The following is a 19,082-nucleotide window of genomic DNA, read 5'->3' as shown; positions in this document are numbered from 1 at the left end:
TGATGCGCCGCCTGTTGTCCTGTCTGTTGCTGTGCCTGTTCCCTGTCCTCGTCCAAGCCGTCGAAAACCCGCGCCCGAAGATCGGCCTGGTGCTCTCCGGCGGTGCCGCCCGTGGCCTGGCGCACATTGGCGTGCTCAAGGCCCTGGAAGAACAGGGCATCCACATCGATGCGATTGCCGGCACCAGCATGGGTGCGGTGATCGGCGGGCTGTACGCCTCGGGCTACAAGATCGACGAGCTGGAAAAACTCGCGCTGAACATCGACTGGAAGCTCGCCCTGTCTGACGCGCCACCGCGGGAAGACGTGCCATTCCGGCGCAAGCAGGATGACCGGGATTTCCTGGTCAAACAGAAACTCAGCTTCCGCGACGACGGCAGCCTCGGCCTGCCACTTGGGGTGATCCAGGGTCAGAACCTGGCCTTGCTGCTGGAAAGCATGTTCGCCCACACCAGTAACGTGCGGGATTTCGACAAGCTGCCGATCCCCTTCCGCGCCGTGGCCACCGACATCACCAGTGGTGAAAAAGTGGTGTTCCGCAAAGGCCACCTGCCCCAGGTGATCCGCGCCAGCATGTCGATCCCGGCGGTGTTTGCCCCGGTGGAGCTGGATGGCCGGCTGCTGGTGGATGGCGGCATGACCGATAACATCCCGCTGGATGTGGCGCGGGAAATGGGAGTCGACATCGCCATCGTCGTCGACATCGGCACCCCGCTGCGCTCACGCAAGCAACTCAACACCGTGGTGGACGTGCTCAACCAGTCCATCACCCTGATGACCCGGCGCAATTCCGAAGAACAACTCAAGGCCTTGGCGCCCCGCGACGTGCTGATCCAGCCGCCCCTGGCCGCCTACGGGGTGACGGATTTCGGGCGCGCCAAGGACATGATCGACGCGGGCTACCGCGCCACCCGCGCACTCGACGTGCGCCTGGCGCACCTGCGCCCGGCCGAACCGGTGGACCCGTCGCTGGTGGCCGCGCGAACGGCCGGCGAGCGCAACCCGGTGATCACCGCGATCAAGGTGGAGAACGACTCCAAAGTGGGCGACGAGGTGATCCGCTACTACATCCGCCAGAACCTCGGCGAGCCCCTGGACCTGGCCCGCCTGCAAACCGACATGGGCACTCTGTACGGCCTGGATTACTTCGAACAGGTGCAATACCGCGTGGTGAAAAAGGGCAAGGACAACACCCTGGTCATCAGCGCCCGGGGCAAACGCAGCGGCACCGACTACCTGCGCCTGGGCCTGAACCTGTCGGATGACATGCGCGGCGACAGCGCCTTCAACCTCGGCGCCAGCTACCGCATGAACGGCATCAACCGCCTCGGCGCCGAATGGCTGACGCGGGTGCAGATCGGGGACAAGCAGGAGCTGTACAGCGAGTTCTATCAGCCGATGGACACCGGTTCACGCTACTTCGTCGCGCCCTATATCAGTGCCCAGGCACAGAACGTCGAACTGATTGAAGACAATAACCCGATCTCCGAATACCGCCTGGAACGCTACGGCTTCGGCCTGAACGTGGGCCGGCAGATCGGCAACAGCGGCGAGATTCGTTTCGGCGTCGGCGAGGCCTGGGGCAAGGCGGATGTGCGCATTGGCGACCGGAATTCACCGAGCATCAACTTCAGCGAGGGTTTCTATGAGCTGAAGTACTCCTTCGACTCGTTCGACAACGTGTACTTCCCCCATACCGGCGAAGACATTGGCCTGGCCTTCCGGGAGTTCGAACCGGGGCTGGGTTCGGACCAGCGCTATCGCCAGTGGGAGTTCAAGCTGGACAAAGCCATGAGCAGCGGGCCGGACACACTGATCCTCGGCGGGCGGTATGGGCGCACCCTGGATAAGTCGGACGTGGTGATTTCCAGCTTCCTGCTGGGGGGCGCGCGGCAGCTGTCGGGCTTCCGGGAGGATGCGATTGCCGGGCAGAACATCAGCCTGATGCGCGCGGTCTACTATCGCCGGCTGACGCCGCGGTCTTATTTGCCGCTGGATTTCCCGTTGTACCTGGGCGCGTCACTGGAGCGAGGGCGGGCTTGGAACAACGACAATGAATACGACAGCGGGTACATCAACGCCGCCAGTATTTTCCTGGGGTTTGATACGCCGCTGGGGCCGTTGAATTTCAGTTATGGGTTTAACGATGACAGTCAGCAGGCGGTGTACCTGAACCTGGGGCAAACCTTCTAACTACGCCGCAAAACCCATGTGGGAGCGGGCTTGCTCGCGAAGGCGGTGTGTCAGTCAGCACATATATTCACTGACACTCCGCCTTCGCGAGCAAGCCCGCTCCCACATTTTTGATCTTCTGTGTACTTGGGATCAGGACTTCTCGAGATTTCCGAGGATGTGTTCATGCACCCGCATGCACACCCGCAGATCCTCTTCATCGACACCCACAAACAGCTCATGGCGCAAGGCCGTGGCGATGGTCTCGATCTGCTCGATCAGCGGCTTCGCGGTGTCGCACAGCACAATGCGCTTGGCGCGGCGGTCTTCCACCACGGCCTGGCGTTGCACCAGGCCCTGGCTTTCCAGGCTGTCGAGCAAACGGGCCAAGGTGGGCCCCTCTACCCCGACACTCTGCGCCAGCTCACGCTGGGTAGGCGGTTCGGTAAAACGGGCCAGGTGCAGCAGCACCAGCCAGCGTGCCTGGGACAGTCCCAAACCTGCCAAGCGGCGATCCAGCTCGGCACGCCATCCTCGGGACATATGCGCCAACTGCATGCCAAAACGGTGTTGATCGGTTAACGGCATAAAAAACTCATGGATTAGACTGAAAATAAAGTGTGGCTAATTATTAGTCAGCTAAGCATGACCCATGCCAGTAGGCAAGACCCGGTATGTACTGATTCGTTACATTGTCGTAATTGGCACATCAAATCTCGAATTCCGACTGCAAAGCGGCCCTTACGCAGTACAAAACGCCCTCGGGAACGCGGCCGGTAAACAGCGGCGCAATCTCGGAAACGGGTGGCAATTCGCCTTCTCCATCCAGGAATGCATCCTGGATTTCACCGAGCAAATCTTCCGGCAGATCAAGGGCCTGCTCCAACGACAACTGCTGCTTGCCAATGGACTCGGCGAGCAAGGTGTAGACGTTCTTTTCCGAGCACTGCAGCTGCCCGGCAATCTGGATCGGGGTCATGCCGGCACGGGCGAGGCTGATCAACTCGTGGCGGATGTCGGCGACCTCTTTCGGCGCCTCGACCTGGCCGCCGAGCACTTCGAGGAAGGCCTGGCCATAACGCTCCAGCTTGCGCGCACCGACGCCGCTGACCCTGGCCATCTCGCCGAGGGTAGTGGGATGGTCGCGGAGCATTTCCAGCAAGGTGGAGTCCGGGAAGATGACGTAAGGCGGCACGCTGTGTTCCTGCGCCAACTTCTTACGCAGCGCGCGCAGGGCTTCCCACTGTTCGCGCTCTTCGAAACGCACCAGTTGGCTGGCCTGGCTGGTGCTGCTCTTGGCGGTGGTTTGCGGCTTGAGGTCGCGGCGCAGCTCCAGGCTGACTTCGCCCTTGAGCAGCGGCCGGCAACTGTCGTTCAGGCGCAGGCCGCCGTAGCCTTCCAGGTCGATGTCCACCAGGCCACGGGCGACCATCTGCCGGAACAGCGAGCGCCACTCGCCTTCGGCGCGGGCCTTGCCCACACCGTAGACCGAGAGTTTTTCGTGGCCGAAGCTGCGAATCTTTTCATTGTCCTTGCCCAGCAACACGTCCACCAGGTGGCCGACGCCATAGCGCTGACCGGTGCGGTAGATCGCCGACAACGCCTGGCGCGCCGGCTCGGTAGCGTCCCAGGTCTGCACGCCGTCCACGCAGTTGTCGCAGTGGCCGCAGGGCTTGGGCATGTCTTCGTCGAAGTAGGCGAGCAAGGTCTGGCGACGGCAGCGGGTTTCTTCACACAGCGACAGCATCGCGTCGAGCTTGTGCTGCTCCAGGCGCTTGTGGCGCTCGTCGCCTTCGGAGTTCTGCAGCATCTGCTTGAGCATCACCACGTCTTGCAGGCCGTAGACCATCCAGGCATCCGCCGGCAGGCCGTCACGGCCGGCACGCCCGGTTTCCTGGTAGTACGCCTCAAGGGATTTGGGCAAATCCATGTGGGCCACGAAGCGCACGTTGGATTTGTCGATGCCCATGCCGAACGCGATGGTGGCGACCATGATCAGGCCTTCCTCGTTGAGGAAGCGCTTCTGGTGGTAGGCCCGCAGTTCGTTGGGCAAACCCGCGTGATACGGCAGTGCCGGGTAGCCTTGTTCACTGAGGAATGCGGCGACCTCATCGACCTTCTTGCGCGACAGGCAATAGACAATGCCGGCGTCGCTGCGCCGATCGGAGAGGAACGCCAGCAACTGCTTGCGCGGCTGTTCCTTGGGCACAATGCGGTAAAAGATATTCGGCCGGTCGAAGCTCGAGAGGAAGCGCTCGGCGTTCTGCAGGTGCAGGCGCTCGACGATTTCTTCGCGGGTCCGCTTGTCGGCGGTGGCGGTCAGGGCGATGCGCGGGACGTTGGGGAACAGTTCCGCCAGCTGGCCCAGTTGCAGGTATTCACGACGGAAATCGTGGCCCCATTGGGACACACAGTGGGCTTCGTCGATAGCGAACAGGGCGATTTCCAGGCTCTGCAGGAACGCCAGCATCCGTGGCTGCACCAGGCGCTCGGGGGCGAGGTAAAGCATCTTCACTTCGCCGCGCTTGATCCGGGCGGCGAGGTCGCGCTGCTGTTCGGCGCTGAGGGTGGAGTTCAGCGAAGCAGCCGCCACGCCGAGCTCTTCAAGGGTGGCCACCTGGTCGTCCATCAGGGCGATCAACGGTGACACCACCACCGCAAGCCCTTCCCGCAGGAGTGCCGGTACCTGGAAGCACAGCGACTTGCCGCCGCCGGTAGGCATCAGCACCAGGGCGTCACCGCCGTTGGCCACGCGCTCAATGATCGCACCCTGGCGGCCACGAAAACTGTCGTAGCCGAAGATGTCCTTGAGGACGCGTTGAGCCTGCTCGAGCATGAAAAACTCCAAATATCGCCGAAATCCCTCTGTACAGGCTGGTCGAAAAAGCACGCTTGAGCGGGAAATAATCCGTAAGCGAACTTTTCCCGCGACTGGCGCTTGGCCTGCAGGGGCATCACAAAACGCGGCAGTATACCCGAGCGTTACCCGGCAAAGGGTGCCGTTGGTGAATTGCCGCCGGGCTCAAATACCTCTCAAATCTGTGCTGCGGCTGGCCTGGCAGCTCAAGAAAGCCTAGAATTGCCCATCGTTTATTCCCAAGGTAGTCCGTCAATGTCCTTCGCTGAGCAACTAACCCGCCTGCAAGCCTTCCTCGATGCCGATGAGCTGCACGACGAGGCGCTGGACTACGTGGCCGCCCACGGCTATCTGACCGCGCTGTCGATATGCTCCGATGTCGTTCCCGACCGTGAATGGATCGACGCCCTGTTCTCCGAAGAGCCTCACTACAGTGATGCCGCCCAGCGCGAAGAAATCGAATCGACCCTGCTGGCCCTCAAGGCTCACATTGGCCGCCAACTGGCTTCCGATGAAGAGTTCGAACTGCCTTGCGACCTGGACCTGGGCGAAGACCCGGACGACTCCGAACTGCGCGGCTGGTGCATCGGTTTCATGGAAGGCGTGTTCCTGCGTGAAGAGGCCTGGTTCGAAACGGCTGAAGAAGAAGTCAGCGAAATGCTGCTGCCGATCATGGTCGGTTCCGGCCTGTTCGACGAGCAACCTGAGTTCTCCGACATCGCCGCCGACGCCAACCTGATGGACGACATGATCGTTCAGATCCCGGAAGCGCTGACCGCCCTGTACCTGCTGTGCAACGCACCTGACGAAAAGCCGGCGATCCTCAAGCCTCGCCACCACTAAGACCGTTGCCCGTGGCGCCCATGGGCAACCGTTCCGCGATCCTGCGTTACGTTCTGCTGGCCATCGGCTGGTTGAGCGTGGCGCTCGGAGTAATCGGCATCTTCCTGCCGGTGCTGCCCACTACCCCCTTCCTTCTGCTGGCTGCCGCCTGCTTTGCCCGTAGCTCCCCGCGCTTCTACCACTGGCTGGTGGAACACCCGCGCCTGGGGCCGTGGATTCGTGACTATCTGGATGGCAACGGGATTCCGCTCAAGGGCAAGGTGTATGCCATTGGGTTGATGTGGGTGAGTATCGGTTTTTCCTGCTATCTGGTGCCGCTGATCTGGGCGCGAGGGTTCATGCTGACCAGTGCGGTGTTGGTGACGGTTTATATTTTGCGGCAGAAGACCTTGCCCAAGGCACCGCAGGACTAAATGTGGGAGCGGGCTTGCTCGCGAATACGGTGGATCAGTCAGCACATGTATCGGCTGACACACCGTATTCGCGAGCAAGCCCGCTCCCACATTTTTAATCCAGTCGCTTCAGAGGGATCAACGCATCGGCGGCAAGCCATACGCCGCCAAATCAAAGTCAGCCAACTTGCGAATAATCTGGTCAGCATGGTGATACTTGCTGTCCGCCATCGCCTCATCCGGCACCGCAATCGCGGTCATGTGCGCAGCCTTCGCCGCTGTCACGCCAAACGGCGAATCCTCAAACACCAGGCAATCCTCCGGTGCCACACCCAAGCGGCGCGCCGCCGTCAGGAAGATATCCGGCGCCGGCTTGGCCGCCCCGACCTCCGGGTCATCCGCCGTGACGATAGTGTCGAACAGCCCAAACCACTCACGGTGCAACGTGGTCTTGTGGCCAAACGAGTTGCGCGACGAACTGGTGCCCACGGCAATCGGAATGTTATGCGCCTTCAAGTGCCGCACCAGCGCCTCAGCACCCGGCATGCCCAAGGCCTTGGGGAAACGCTCGCTCATCAGCGGCTCGCGGATCACCAGGAATTCTGCGGGGGTAATCGGCAGGTCCAGCGCCTTGACCACGTAATCCGCCAGGTCCTGGGCGCCGCGACCAATGATGTGCTGCTTGATCCCCCAGTCATAGGTACGGCCATAGCGTTCGGCGATGATCTGTGTGACTTCGGTGTAGATGCCTTCTGTGTCCAGCAACAACCCGTCCATATCGAAAATGACAGCCTTGATCGGGACAGCGGTACGCGGTGCATTCATCACTACAGATCCGTGGGCAAAAGGACTAAAAGGATTCAGCACAATAACGGCCAGCGTTACCTGCAAGCAACCGTTACGGCCTTGTGCCGAATCCAGTCAGTGCTTCACTCGGGAAAATCCGCCCCCTCAGTTACCTCAGCCCACGCATCAAAATCCTTACTCAGCGCCTTCACCTTGGTCCGCGCAAAGGTCAACGCAGCCTTGCCCAGCAACAGGCGCAATGGCGGTTGCTCAGCCTCCACCGCCTTGACGATGGCAATCGCCGCGCGCACCGGATCACCCGGCTGCTTGCCGCTGTAGTTGCGAACCATATTGGCCCGTGCCACCGCCGTTTCCTTGTAGTCGGCAATCCCGTGAGCCGCCTCGTTGGCCGAACGCCCGGCCCAGTCGGTGCGGAACGGGCCCGGCTCGACCAGCAACACCTTGATCCCCAACGGCGCGACTTCCTGGGACAGCGCCTCGGAAAGGCCCTCCACCGCAAACTTGGTCGCATTGTAGAAACTCAGCGACGGGAACGCCGCCACACCGCCCACCGAGGAAATGTTCACGATGCTGCCCGAGCGCCGGGCGCGCATGCCGGGCAAGGCCGCGCGGGTCATGGCGCTCAAGCCCCACACGTTGATTTCGAACATGTTGCGCACGTCATCCAGGTCGCTTTCTTCGAAGGAGCCGAAGTAGCCGACACCGGCGTTATTGACCAGTACGTCGATATGGCCGAAACGTTCTTCAGCCGCTTTGACAGCCGCCTCGACCTGGGCCTGGTCGGTAACGTCCAGCGTCAGGACCAGGGCGTTTTCTTCGTGACCGGCAACGATGTCTTGCACCTGCTGCGGATTACGCGCGGTGACCACGGTCGGGTAGCCGAGGCTCAGGGTGTGCAACGCCAGCTGGCGGCCGAAACCGGTGGAGCAGCCAGTGATGAACCAGACGGGTTTTGCGGTGGAAGTCGTCATAAAGGGCCAATCCTCGTGTGTGTAGGAAAAGTATGCGCGCCGCAGTTCTTGCTAAAAAGATGCATAATCTGCAAGGCCCTTTCGGAAATACCACACAATGGACACGCCCGATTTTCAGCAGTTGCGACTGTTCCTGCAGGTCGCCCGCTCGAAAAGCTTCACCCAGGCGGCCGACGCCAGCAGCCTGTCGGTGTCGACCGTCAGCCATCGCGTGCGCGCCCTCGAGAAACAGTTGGGTGTGCAACTGCTCAACCGCACCACCCGCAGCGTCAGCGTGACAGAGGCCGGCGAGCAGTTGATCCAGAAGATCACGCCGCTGCTGGAAGAACTGCAAACCAGCCTGCACAGCGTAGCAGCGGCGACGGTCGACGCCGCCGGCACCTTGCGCCTGAACATTCCCTCCACCGCCAGCCGAATGGTCCTGCAACCGTTGCTCCAGCGCTTCCTGCGCAAATACCCGGGCATCAACCTGGAAGTGGCGGTGGACAACAGCCTGGTGGACATCGTCGCCCAGGATTTTGACGCGGGCATCCGCTACGACCATGTGCTGGCCGAAGACATGGTGGTGGTGCCGGTGGCGACGCAGTTGCGATTCGTCATCGTCGCCACGCCGCAGTATTTGCAGGGGCGCAAACTGCCCACTCATCCCCACGACTTGCTCGAGCATGAGTGCGTCAACTACCGCAGTGCGCAGACCGGCTCGCTGCACCGCTGGGACTTTGAAAAAGCCGGCAAGCAGATGCGGGTTACGGTAAAAGGCCGGCTGGCGACCAACGATGTTGAATTGATGGTGCGCGGTGCGCTGGACGGGTTTGGCTTTGCCTACGTGGCGCGCTCCAGCGTCGAGCAGTACCTGCAACGCGGTGAGTTGGTGGAGGTTTTGGACGACTGGATTGCCCACAGCGCGCTGTATTTGTATTACTTCAACCGTACGAACACGCCGAAGAAATTGCGGGTGTTTATCGAGTTCCTGAAGGAAGAATTCGGGACCTGATCCATTCAAAAAGCGAACCCCATCATGCTCTACCGCTTCGCCGCCGACGGCCTGGTGCTGTTTCATTTGTCGTTCATTCTGTTCGTGCTGTTTGGCGGTTTGCTCGCCCTCAAATGGCGACCGGTCATGTGGCTGCATTTGCCTGCCGCCGCGTGGGGCGTCGCCGTTGAAGTGTTCCATCTGCCCTGCCCGCTGACCCGCTGGGAAAATCTGTTTCGTCATTTGGCCGGGCAGGACGGATATGGCGGCGGCTTTATCGAGCATTACATCCTGACCCTGATCTACCCGGCCGGGCTGACGCCGCAGATTCAATTGGGGCTGGGCGCGCTGGTGCTGTTGATCAATATCGCGGTGTATGTACGGCTGATCAGGCGCGCTTAGGCAAGCAGCCGAGACCCACCAATGTCGCCTCAACCGCCTCGTCCAAAGGCGTGTGCGGTTCGCTGCCCAATATCTGTACGAGACGGCCGTTATCCATGCGCACCTCGGTTTGCCACAGGTAACGCATTTCCTGCATCTCGCGGAAGGTGGTGACAAAGGGCGCGGCCAGTTTCAGCAGCCACCACGGGAAAGCACGTACAGAAGGCTGCTGGCCGGTCCTGCGTGACACCACCCGCTGAATCGCCTGGCTCATCTGCCGACCATCGGCATCTATGTGCCCCGCCATATGAAAGCGGGCGAAGGCATCAAGGCTGTCGCGGCGTGCAATCAACTCGACCATGGTCCTCGCCACATCAGGCAGGTAAGCCCACTGATGCCCCACGCCTGATGCTCCCGGATAACTCACGCTGGCCACCGGTTTTGCGGGTTTGACCAGGCCTTGGGAAAACCAGCTGCTGCCGGCCTTGGCGCCGAAAAAATCGCCTGCCCGCACGATCAGCGCTCGTGCGCCCTGCCGGGTCGCCTCAAGCAAACGCTGCTCCAGCTCTACCCGGATCGCGCCCTTGCGGGTAAGGGGATGCTGCGGCGAATCTTCCTCCAACCGCGCGAATGCATCAGGCCCGAAGTTGTACACCGTGCCCGGCAAGACAATCGTCGCCCCTTCCGCGACTGCCGCCGCGATGCTGTTGTCGATCATCGGCAGCACCAGCTCCGCCCAGCGCTGGTAACCGGGCGGATTCACCGCATGCACGATCACCGAACAACCCCGGGCCGCTGCGACGACTTCCCCACGGTTCAGCGCATCACCTTTTATCCAGGTGAAATCGGCATTCTGCTTGTGAGCCTTATCCACATCCCTCGTCAGGGCGCACACCTGCCAGCCCGCAGCGAACAACTGCCGTGCCACCTCACCACCAATCCCGCCTGTCGCGCCCATTACCAGAACCTTGTTCATGCTTTTTCCCCTGAGGGTTGTGTGATGGGGCGATTCTGTTCGCCGGCGAGCTATAGAGGAATTGCCGAAGATCATCCAGACGCTATACATTTATGCATGGCATCAAATATTGGTTGGGAGCTTTACCGGTCGTTCCTCGGGGTACTCAAGGAAGGATCGTTGTCGGGGGCCGCACGGCAGCTCGGCATCACGCAGCCCACGGTCGGGAGGCACATCGCTGCGCTGGAAAAATCCCTCAACGTGGTGCTGTTCACCCGCTCCGCCAGCGGCCTGTTGCCCACGGCGGTCGCCCTCACCCTGCGCACCCATGCCGAAACCATGGAAACCACCGCCGCCGCACTCGAGCGCGCCGCGTCGCCCCAAGGCCCCGAAGTGCGCGGCGTGGTACGAGTGTCTGCCAGCGAAGTGATCGGCGTGGAAGTCCTGCCGCCGATCATCACCCGCCTGCGCCAACAGCACCCGCACCTCAAGGTCGAACTGGTGCTGAGCAATCGCCTGCTGGACCTGCTGCAACTGGAGGCCGACATCGCGGTGCGAATGGTCCGACCCAGCCAGGAACAACTTCTGGCGAAAAGGATCGGCGTTATCGAAGTCGGCCTGCATGCGCGCAACGACTACCTGCAACAACATGGCATCCCCCAGGGCCTGAATGATCTCTCAGCTCATTCAGTCATCGGCTACGACCAGGAAAGCGCCTTCATCCGTAGCCTGGCCGTCAAAGGCTTCGACCGCAGCGCCTTTTCCCTCAGCAGCGACAGCGACCTCGCACAACTGGCCCTGATCCGCGCTGGCGCCGGCATCGGTGGCTGCCAGGTCAAACTGGCCCGGCAAGACGCCCGCCTGAGCCGGGTCCTGCCCGACGCATTCGCCCTGCAACTGGACACCTGGGTCACCATGCACGAAGACCTGCGCAACAGCCCGCGCTGCCGCGTCACCTTTGACGCCCTGGTGGCCGGTTTGCAGCATTACGTACAGGATTGAGACAGCTTCGCTGGTGAAGAATCAGAGTCCCTCAAACCCTTCATAGACGCCCCCATGTCCGAAGCCTTCGAAGTCCCCAGCCCCCACGAAAAACACGTCGAACACGCCACCGAACATGCCCACCGCAGCGGAGACAATTTCGCCAGCCGCATCGCCGTGATGACCGCCATCATGGCCACCGTCGGCGCCATGCTCAGCTACCAGGCCGGCTCCACCGAAAGCGAAGCGGCGATGGACAAAAACAACGCCGCCATCTTCAAGACCGAAGCCGCCAACCAGTGGAACTACTACCAGGCCAAATCCAGCCGGCAGAACCTTGCGGAGCTGGCGACGCATATTCCGGGGGTTGACGCCAAGCACTACACCGATGAGATCGAGCGTTATAAAACCCAGAAGGAAGACGTGCGCAAACAGGCCGAAAAGCTCGAGGCCACATCGAAGGAATGGGATGAAAAGTCAGAGCAGGCATTGCATCAACATCACCGCTGGGCACAGGCGATGACCGCGATTCAGATCGCGATTTCGCTGGCGGCGATTACCTTGCTGACAAGGAAGGAGTGGTTGAAACGCATGGCCTATACCGCCGGTGGCATGAGTGTGGTGTTGGGTGGGATGGCGTGGTTGCATATTTGAGAGCTGGATTTTCATCGCCCCTCGAAAGCAGAAATACGACGTCACGTATCGTCGTATTTCGCTGATAGCTATCACCAAACCAAACCGACTATAAAACTCGCCATCGCTCGCAACGTGCCGGAGGTACGAAATGCTTATTACGACTTCGCAAACAAAACCTTCCGAGACACTGCGGGCCGACAGCTTCTGGATGGAAATCTGGCAAAGTGGAGCTTTGAGCATCCAGGAAGCCGAAAGGCGGGCGCAGGGCTCGCGACGCTTAAAAGAGGCCTACTCGTCGGTACCCTTCTACGCGAAGAAGGCAGCTCGAGACTCTCAATTCTGGAGCAAATTTTACGCGAGCCGCGTGAATTCGTAGAAAAGGGCAATCTTGCGGGAATCTTCTACTGACCATCTGATACCCCCTCCTCCTAGACTTACTTATATTCACCAGCCCCTCGCGTCAGAAAACATCGGGATATTCCGGCATATCCGCTTGGGGTCCTACACCTACTCGCTATATAGTAAAACGCATAACGCCTGACACTATAAAGCCGAGGAAAAGCCGGTGACCGCACAATCATCCAAGGAAGCTGTGGGCGTCGCCTACAGCATCGAGTCAATGCGCTACGCACAGGCCATGACCTGGCGCGCCATCGAAGCGCTGTCCAAGCTCATCCGCCCCGGCATGCTCGAATCCGAAGCCCGCGAACTCGGCAAAAAAGTCCTCGCCGACCTCGACATGCAGCGCATCTGGCACCCCCTGCTGGTGCGCTTTGGCGCCAACACCCTCAAGACCTCAAGGAACGCTCCGACGGCGACCCGGTGCTGGGAGAAAACGACATCTACTTCATCGACATGGGCGCCGTGTGGCAAGGTCATGAAGGTGATGCGGGGGCGACATTCAGCACCGGTAACGACCCCGAGATGAAGGCATGTGCGAGCGCGGCAAAAGAGCTGTTTGATTGGGTTGAGCGGCGCTGGAGGAACGACAAAGTCGTCGGCCTGGAGCTGTATCGTTTTGCCGAAGAGCAAGCGAAGGAAATGGGTTGGGTGCTGAACCTGGACATCAAAGGGCACCGCGTCAGCGATTTCCCCCATGCGATTTATCGTGGCGGTGATCTTGGGGACTTTGACCAGTATCCCAATGAAGGGCTGTGGATTCTGGAGATACAGATCGCGCACCCGAGCGGGGCTTATGGTGCGTTTTACGAAGATTTGCTGGCTTAACTTTTTCAAGGAATAAAGATGGAACGCTCGACCGAATTTCCCGTGCTGTTGTTTTCTTACGGCACGTTGCAGGACAAAGCCGTGCAACTGTCCAACTTTGGGCGGGAGTTGGTGGGTCAGCAGGATGCGATGCTGGGGTATTCAAAACGCTGGGTGGAGATTACCGATCCCAAGGTGTTGGCTGCGAGTGGCAAGACCCATCATCCGATTGTTTCGCCGAGCGGGCGGAATGAGGACAGTGTTGAGGGGATGGTGTTTCAGATTACCGAGCAGGAGCTGGCGGCGGCGGATGCGTATGAGGTGTCGGACTATAAGCGGGTTTCGGTGGGGCTGGCTTCGGGGTTGACGGCTTGGGTGTATGTGCAGGCTTGAGAGCGTGCAGCTGGTCAATCGGAGTGATTTCCTACAGATCAATCGGAAGGCATGCCCTGCCGGGTTTGTGAGGGGGGGCATATAGTTCGCCGGTCGCCTACATGGCGACCGGGTTTGGCGACTCGACTACTAAGACGGCAGAAGCTTCCCGGCTAATTTGCGGGATGCTCCTGCGCGCAATAAGCTACCCAATGGTAGCTGTGCGTGGGAGACCTTCGGGTCTGCCGGCATTGTCCGTCTTGTTCCGGTTCGCCAACCCGCGTACGGCTGCCACCTTTTGTTTGGCGACAAATGTGTGGCTGCTCTCCTCCATTAAGAGAACGGACATCACATATGAACCAATACATGGCCCTCACCAGCAACGATTGCGAGACACCTGCCCTTTTTGTAGACACCACTGCGCCGCTGGACGTTTTGCTGGACGCTGCTGGGTATCGAATTCGTGCTGTTACTCAAGTTCTTGAAAATCTGGCACTGCGCGCGGAGATCAGCAGCGATACGGTTGTGCTCAGTGACTTTTCGCTGCTGTGTTCGATTCCGTTGCGTGATGGTTGTGATTTGCTGGATGTCATTGGACGGAGGATGGCGGCACAGCACGCCTAAACCCATTTGCTTGATCCCGCACAAACGGAAAAGGGACGACCTATCAGTCATCCCTTTCTTGCGAACATTACCCACCTAAACGCAACGCGTGCCACGAGCCTTATGCTCGTATTCCCAACCCTTGCACGCCAACCCTACATACTTGGCAATCAGTCAGCATGACTTCGCCGGACTGCTCCAGTGCCAAACGATGCAAGGTGATAGCGGACAACTCAAGGTCATTGCCCCAAGTCACGTCAAAGCCCCACTCGCCGACTTCACCCCGACCAAATAGAGCCAAGTCCTGAAGCGGCTTCAGAAGCGGAAAGATATTGATGTGATCAGTGAGATCAACGGTGTGCCGTTTGTCGTTGTTCCACTCAATTTCGATGGCATGCTTGCTGGCAACTGGTTGCACAGCAGAGATGCGAAGCTTGCTAGTCATAAGTCAGCTCCTCCGGTTTTATTCGTTCCAGAACCCTCTAGCCAACGGGCTAACGCTAGAGAAAATTTTTCCCGAGCACAACCACCTATTCAAACCCCAGAAACCACAACCCCCTGATTTCTCTCGAAACCAGGGGTTTTGTTCACATCGAACTTGGCGGTGAAGGAGAGATTCGAAACCACCTGCAAAGTCACTTTCACTATGCAAGTACCCGTCTTACGCGGGCTGCAGCGATGTTTCCTCTCCAAAAAAACGGCATTCTCAGTCCCATGGCAGTCCCATGGCTTTTGCACCAAGTTAGTGCGCGAGGGTTGAGAGGGGTAAAAAAACGGCAAACCGACCGGTTTATGTTGAGGCATGGGAAAAAGGTAATATTGGTAATACGCTTGATAAAAAAGATAAAATATCTTTAATTTCAATAGGTTGAAAGATATTTAGAGAGGTAATAATTTAGTAATTTATAGGTTAGGTCATTACCTTTTCCTCGGGTAATTCCTGACAAGCTCAATCCCCAGCAAAACCGGACACTCGGGCGAATATTACCTTTACCATTGCCAAATATTACCCCTCAAGTTAATACCTCAAACCCACGGACTACTTGGGCTGCAGCGGCTTTAGAGCCTTACCTAACCACAATTACCTTTTTCCCAGCCCTGGTTCCAAAATAGCCGTCTGTGAGGCGAATCCTGCAGCTTGAGGCTAGTCTGAGAGTTCACGATAGGAACCTTCGTATGACGCAAGAGTATTCGTTCGCTGATGTACTTGAGAGAATTTATGAAAATCAACTGGCACTTGAGCCCGCTGTGATGGAGCTTACGCTTTGTGTGGAGCAATAAGGCTTAGATGATATCGGCGAAAACGTGCGGGGGGCATTAGCCACCTTAGGTGAGAATGCGGGCCATATTAGACAATGTATTGCTCGACTAAAAGGACCCGAGATCGATTAACAACCCACTCTCTTAGCAATTCAACAGGATTAAAAATGGCACCATTAGTGGGATTCACCTTCAATAAGATTGTGATAATTCAATCACTAGAACCACATGAAATCGAAACTGGAAGGTATCTTTCCGAATACGTCACATCATTGATAGAACAATCTGAACGCTACAACATTCCGATACAGGTCATATCATGCAGTTCTGCGATTGGTTTTTTAGAGGCACTGAAAGAACTCACACGCGAAGCAGAATCCGGCGAAATACCTCTCCTCCATGTAGATTGTCATGGCTGCCCAGTGGATGGCTTAGAGTTTGAGAACAGTAGCACTTTAAGTTGGAAGGAACTATCTGCGGCGCTGCTTCCATTAAACATATCCAGTCGATTTAATCTATTGGCTGTATTCTCAGCATGCTATGGCGCCTATTTTCTAGAGCAAATGCAGGCGATCGAACCTGCGCCGTGCTGGTGCCTAGTTGCCCCCACTGAAAAGGTTGATGTCTCGGAGGTCATGGGCGGCTTTAGAGTTTTTTATTCTGCGCTTTTTAGTGAGCACAATATGGGGCCAGCAATTACAGCAATATCTCAATGTCGATTAAGTCACGGCCGCTGGCTTTCAAAACCAGCAGAACAATGGTTTGAGAACTTAATAATAGGTTACATCAAAGAGCACTGCAATTTACAAACTGCTCGAGAAAGGGCGAAGGTGATTTTTAGAGAGAGAAAATCTTTGGGTAAAAAACGGCTAGGCACTGGCGCGCTCCTTCGAATGATTCGAAAAGCAAATAGAGAAAAATTACTAAGCAAATACTTTGACATTTACTTCATAACGGAGCAACTGCCACAAAACATCAAACGCTTCGAGAATGTCTACAGAAGAGTTGAGACACAGCTAAACAAACTTCGCAATAGCGGAAAGTACTGTATATGAACATCAACACTCCACTTAGCCACTATAACATTGATTGAACTGAAGTTTTTAGAAACGAATTCATTTTATACTAAACATCAAATATGCATCCGCCCACGCCAGTCGTGGGCTTGTGGCCACGGCTTCGTCGGTTGCAGCTAACCAACGCCAACAAAAGATAGGACACAATGTTGAAAGCTCACAGTCTCAAACATTTTCCTTAATGAAACCAGCGGTTCCATTGGGTCTCCTGCGATGATCGCCAGATGCACCGCTGTGCAATCTCGCTGCATTTCTCATCATCACGTTACATTTGTGAAATCGCCAATCATATGCAGAGCGCCCCGGCGCTCCAGGGCTGCAGGTTCGTTTGCACTAAGTTCAGCTCTGCACAAAAAACAGACGCAAACCCCGTCGGCGGGAGGGGGATAAGTGCTTTTTCACAAGTTTTTTTCTTCATTCAAGGGAATTTGCCAGCGCACCTCTCCCCGCCTCGATCTCGTTTCATCGGATCGGCGTTGCCTCTTCCTTTAAATCGCTACACTGCTCATTCATACAGTATTTTCAGATAGATTCAGAGGCTATCCTATGAACGCGGAGCATTTGGCAGTTTCGAGTGATAGAAGCAGCACAATTGCGCAGTGGGAATTAATTCTGCGGGACGAAGCCGCCCTGCTCGAAAACCCTGGTCGTCACCACAAGACACTACTTATTCAGGCTCACACCCTGCTCCGCCTTCAGTTGATCAACCGTGACGATCTCAGCGATCTCTTGGAGCAGGCCGACGGTGCCTAGCCTATGCAGTAGAAGCACTGATTGATTGTCACAACGGTGATTAAGCGGATTAACGCATGCGTATGCTTATTACCCCTATGCGGCGCCAAGGGGTGGCCCTGACTCCTCAGGAGCGGAGCCGCTACCAGGCAACGTAATGGTTAACTCGGTTAACAGCGTAGAGCTCGGTCGAAGCGCGAACATGGCTCGCGTTGAGGTGGGCATGTCTCTCGACCCGGATCCTTTGCCGCCGCTGCTGGCCGCAACACTGGCAGTGAAGGCCATTACCGGTTTTGTGCATAGCGGGATTGAGTACATCGATGGGTGCGCTTATGCCCAGTCATGGTGGTGCCGTTTAGAGTAGACGAATTTCCTCTTTGCAGTGCGGACAGTCGAGAAAACCACTTCCGACCATCGAAACTTAATTCCACTCCAGTTCAGATACAGTCAATAATTCCTGAGGCGATTAGTAATATTTGTAACATCTGCTAGAACAACACCCAACTTTTCTAAAGTTGCAAAAATAAGCAGATGATGAACATGAGCAGCAAATAAGTGCAACTTATTATCTTCGATATTATATTTATTTGCATGTGTAATATTATTCCGAAGAGTGCAAATTTTCGATAATAAATCTTTAGTGACCCCCAAATTTTTTTGAATCGACTCAGGCAACGAAGAAAGAAAATCACTGAGACATTTCTCAGTGTTGTATTTTTGACCATTAAACCTTTTAAGCCCACCCTCAAAACTTTTGATCTGCTTGGCGCTCAACGAGGTATTGCCCTTTACCCAGCCTTTTGCAAGCCGGGAGAATCGTACAAACAAACCCTCGGAAAGATAATACTTCCTGTTATAGCTGTGCTTTTCAAGCAACCTAAAGTAACCCAGCAGTCTATCCTCGACATTCGCCATATTTCGATACTTGACGTACTTCTCTAAAAAATCAGGAAGATCGGACTCTGGATTAAAATACAACTCGAAAGAAGACATGGGAAATGGCGCAATACCCCAGTCATCAAACCGGGGGTTCATCCCAAGGGGAAACATGGCATAAAGATCTGATCTTTTAGGTTTCAAACTGTTATTCATGCAGTAGAGGTAGCCTTTTTGGCGATAGCCATAAAGATCGTAATTGAGCGTCACAGTTTGGACGGAGGGTTCTGTGCCGGTCAGGAAAGCTAATAGATTGTAGATACGAAGGTAAGTTGAATACGGGTCAGCAACATGCCCCCCCGAACCGAACAAATAAAATAGTGAGGGTGGAAAGGTAAATCCATGCTCATACAATAAATGAGACTGACGGGACGTCGCATTGTAACGCACACCTATCTCGTCATGCTCGTTTGCAGGAGTAGAGAACTCGACCAGTAGTGGCTCTACATCTTCGCGATTATAACTTGCATCGAATATCTTCTGTTGCGTAGTGGTATAACCCACCCATTCATTTATTGTTGTAGAGGCTATATCTATTGATTCAAAAACGCCATTTTGTGGAGGTTGATTAGGGCAAAAAATTACACTTTCAACGGTAAACTCAATTTCCTTCAACCCAACATATGGCATGTGATTAATTACCACTGACTTCACTCCAACACAGTAAAGCCCTTTAAGTAAAAATACATTCCTATGGTTGTCGCACCTAGCTTCGGTCGCATCCCAAGACAGCGAAAAATCTCGCTCAGACGTAACTTTAAATTTTATCAGCCCCGGGGTTAAATGAAGCGTGGCCGCATAACCAGAGTTGCCCTCGCGATAAAATACTTCAAAAAAATATTCTTTGTGTAGTTCCAGCTCTTTAACTGTATCGAACATGAGCGCGCACCGAGTGTCCTAGACTGAGCATCATATTGTGCTGTAGTCATG

19 protein-coding genes and 3 pseudogenes are annotated in these 19,082 nt (G+C 56.6%); 15 read left to right on the top strand and 7 right to left on the bottom strand.

Annotation, left to right across the window (positions count from 1 at the left end; translation table 11 throughout):
• Positions 1-2: 2 nt before the first annotated feature.
• Positions 3-2,192, top strand: coding sequence for a patatin-like phospholipase family protein (locus HX869_RS01475; RefSeq protein WP_177027712.1), 2,190 nt, complete (start codon positions 3-5; stop codon positions 2,190-2,192).
• Between the two features lie 132 nt (positions 2,193-2,324).
• Here HX869_RS01475 and HX869_RS01470 read toward each other — a convergent pair whose 3' ends face one another.
• Both HX869_RS01470 and recQ read right to left on the bottom strand, forming a co-directional pair.
• Positions 2,325-2,759 carry a MarR family transcriptional regulator gene (locus HX869_RS01470; RefSeq protein WP_004371158.1) on the bottom strand — a complete coding sequence of 145 codons (435 nt, stop codon included), beginning with the start codon at positions 2,757-2,759 and terminating at the stop codon, positions 2,325-2,327.
• A 121-nt stretch (positions 2,760-2,880) separates the two neighbouring features.
• A complete protein-coding gene (recQ, locus tag HX869_RS01465; protein WP_004371161.1) occupies positions 2,881-5,007 on the bottom strand; it encodes a DNA helicase RecQ in 2,127 nt (708 codons plus the stop codon).
• A 276-nt stretch (positions 5,008-5,283) separates the two neighbouring features.
• Between recQ and HX869_RS01460 the strand changes: the two genes are divergently transcribed.
• Both HX869_RS01460 and HX869_RS01455 read left to right on the top strand, forming a co-directional pair.
• Positions 5,284-5,871 (top strand): YecA family protein, encoded by a 588-nt coding sequence (locus tag HX869_RS01460; RefSeq protein ID WP_004371163.1) that lies wholly within the window; start codon positions 5,284-5,286, stop codon positions 5,869-5,871.
• Between the two features lie 20 nt (positions 5,872-5,891).
• Complete coding sequence (locus HX869_RS01455) at positions 5,892-6,284, top strand: YbaN family protein (RefSeq protein WP_177008388.1); 393 nt, start codon at positions 5,892-5,894, stop codon at positions 6,282-6,284.
• A 117-nt stretch (positions 6,285-6,401) separates the two neighbouring features.
• Here the strand turns inward: HX869_RS01455 and HX869_RS01450 are convergent, their stop codons facing one another.
• Positions 6,402-7,088: an HAD-IA family hydrolase gene (locus HX869_RS01450; RefSeq protein WP_004371166.1), complete on the bottom strand. Its 687-nt coding sequence runs from the start codon at positions 7,086-7,088 to the stop codon at positions 6,402-6,404.
• 104 nt (positions 7,089-7,192) lie between these two features.
• Entirely contained in the window at positions 7,193-8,041 is an 849-nt protein-coding gene (locus HX869_RS01445) for an oxidoreductase (RefSeq protein ID WP_178902660.1), read from the bottom strand.
• Between the two features lie 97 nt (positions 8,042-8,138).
• On the opposite strand from HX869_RS01445, the gene HX869_RS01440 reads away from it, so the two are divergent.
• Both HX869_RS01440 and HX869_RS01435 read left to right on the top strand, forming a co-directional pair.
• A complete protein-coding gene (locus HX869_RS01440) occupies positions 8,139-9,035 on the top strand; it encodes a LysR family transcriptional regulator (RefSeq protein ID WP_178902659.1) in 897 nt (298 codons plus the stop codon).
• Between the two features lie 24 nt (positions 9,036-9,059).
• Entirely contained in the window at positions 9,060-9,416 is a 357-nt protein-coding gene (locus HX869_RS01435) for a DUF2784 domain-containing protein (RefSeq protein WP_177008389.1), read from the top strand.
• Here the strand turns inward: HX869_RS01435 and HX869_RS01430 are convergent.
• The gene (locus HX869_RS01430) at positions 9,403-10,371 is read right to left on the bottom strand and encodes an SDR family oxidoreductase (RefSeq protein WP_178902658.1); all 969 of its coding nucleotides are present in this window, start codon (positions 10,369-10,371) and stop codon (positions 9,403-9,405) included. The genes HX869_RS01435 and HX869_RS01430 overlap by 14 nt on opposite strands.
• Positions 10,372-10,467: 96 nt before the next feature.
• Here HX869_RS01430 and HX869_RS01425 point away from each other — a divergent pair, with 96 nt between their 5' ends.
• The 6 genes and pseudogenes from HX869_RS01425 to HX869_RS01400 all read left to right on the top strand — a co-directional run bounded on the left by HX869_RS01425 (position 10,468) and on the right by HX869_RS01400 (position 14,169).
• A complete protein-coding gene (locus HX869_RS01425; RefSeq protein WP_177067023.1) occupies positions 10,468-11,352 on the top strand; it encodes a LysR family transcriptional regulator in 885 nt (294 codons plus the stop codon).
• Between the two features lie 54 nt (positions 11,353-11,406).
• Positions 11,407-11,985, top strand: coding sequence for a DUF4337 domain-containing protein (locus HX869_RS01420; protein WP_178902657.1), 579 nt, complete (start codon positions 11,407-11,409; stop codon positions 11,983-11,985).
• A 114-nt stretch (positions 11,986-12,099) separates the two neighbouring features.
• A complete protein-coding gene (locus HX869_RS31775) occupies positions 12,100-12,375 on the top strand; it encodes a hypothetical protein (RefSeq protein WP_161635744.1) in 276 nt (91 codons plus the stop codon).
• Between the two features lie 211 nt (positions 12,376-12,586).
• Positions 12,587-13,194: pseudogene (locus HX869_RS01410) on the top strand (M24 family metallopeptidase).
• Positions 13,195-13,212: 18 nt separating this feature from the next.
• Entirely contained in the window at positions 13,213-13,566 is a 354-nt protein-coding gene (locus HX869_RS01405; RefSeq protein WP_178902656.1) for a gamma-glutamylcyclotransferase family protein, read from the top strand.
• A gap of 333 nt (positions 13,567-13,899) precedes the next feature.
• On the top strand, positions 13,900-14,169 hold the full coding sequence (locus HX869_RS01400; RefSeq protein WP_177083887.1) for a short-chain dehydrogenase: 270 nt from the start codon (positions 13,900-13,902) through the stop codon (positions 14,167-14,169).
• Positions 14,170-14,269: 100 nt separating this feature from the next.
• On the opposite strand, the gene HX869_RS01395 is transcribed toward HX869_RS01400, so the two are convergent.
• Entirely contained in the window at positions 14,270-14,593 is a 324-nt protein-coding gene (locus HX869_RS01395) for a DUF2442 domain-containing protein (protein WP_178902655.1), read from the bottom strand.
• 731 nt (positions 14,594-15,324) lie between these two features.
• Here HX869_RS01395 and HX869_RS31475 point away from each other — a divergent pair.
• The 4 genes and pseudogenes from HX869_RS31475 (at position 15,325) to HX869_RS31770 (ending at position 17,580) form a co-directional block, all read left to right on the top strand.
• Positions 15,325-15,540, top strand: a pseudogene (locus tag HX869_RS31475) (hypothetical protein).
• A 35-nt stretch (positions 15,541-15,575) separates the two neighbouring features.
• Positions 15,576-16,463, top strand: coding sequence for a hypothetical protein (locus HX869_RS01390; RefSeq protein WP_178902654.1), 888 nt, complete (start codon positions 15,576-15,578; stop codon positions 16,461-16,463).
• A 567-nt stretch (positions 16,464-17,030) separates the two neighbouring features.
• Entirely contained in the window at positions 17,031-17,237 is a 207-nt protein-coding gene (locus HX869_RS31395) for a hypothetical protein (RefSeq protein WP_256736743.1), read from the top strand.
• 56 nt (positions 17,238-17,293) lie between these two features.
• A pseudogene (locus tag HX869_RS31770) lies at positions 17,294-17,580 on the top strand (hypothetical protein).
• A gap of 83 nt (positions 17,581-17,663) precedes the next feature.
• Here HX869_RS31770 and HX869_RS01385 read toward each other — a convergent pair.
• A complete protein-coding gene (locus HX869_RS01385) occupies positions 17,664-19,031 on the bottom strand; it encodes a HEPN domain-containing protein (protein ID WP_178902653.1) in 1,368 nt (455 codons plus the stop codon).
• Between the last annotated feature and the right edge of the window lie 51 nt (positions 19,032-19,082).

This window comes from Pseudomonas sp. P7779 (genome assembly GCF_013386315.1).
GTDB lineage: Bacteria > Pseudomonadota > Gammaproteobacteria > Pseudomonadales > Pseudomonadaceae > Aquipseudomonas.
The sequence above is the reverse complement of the archived record's forward strand: the minus strand, read 5'-3'. Positions and strand labels throughout refer to the sequence as shown.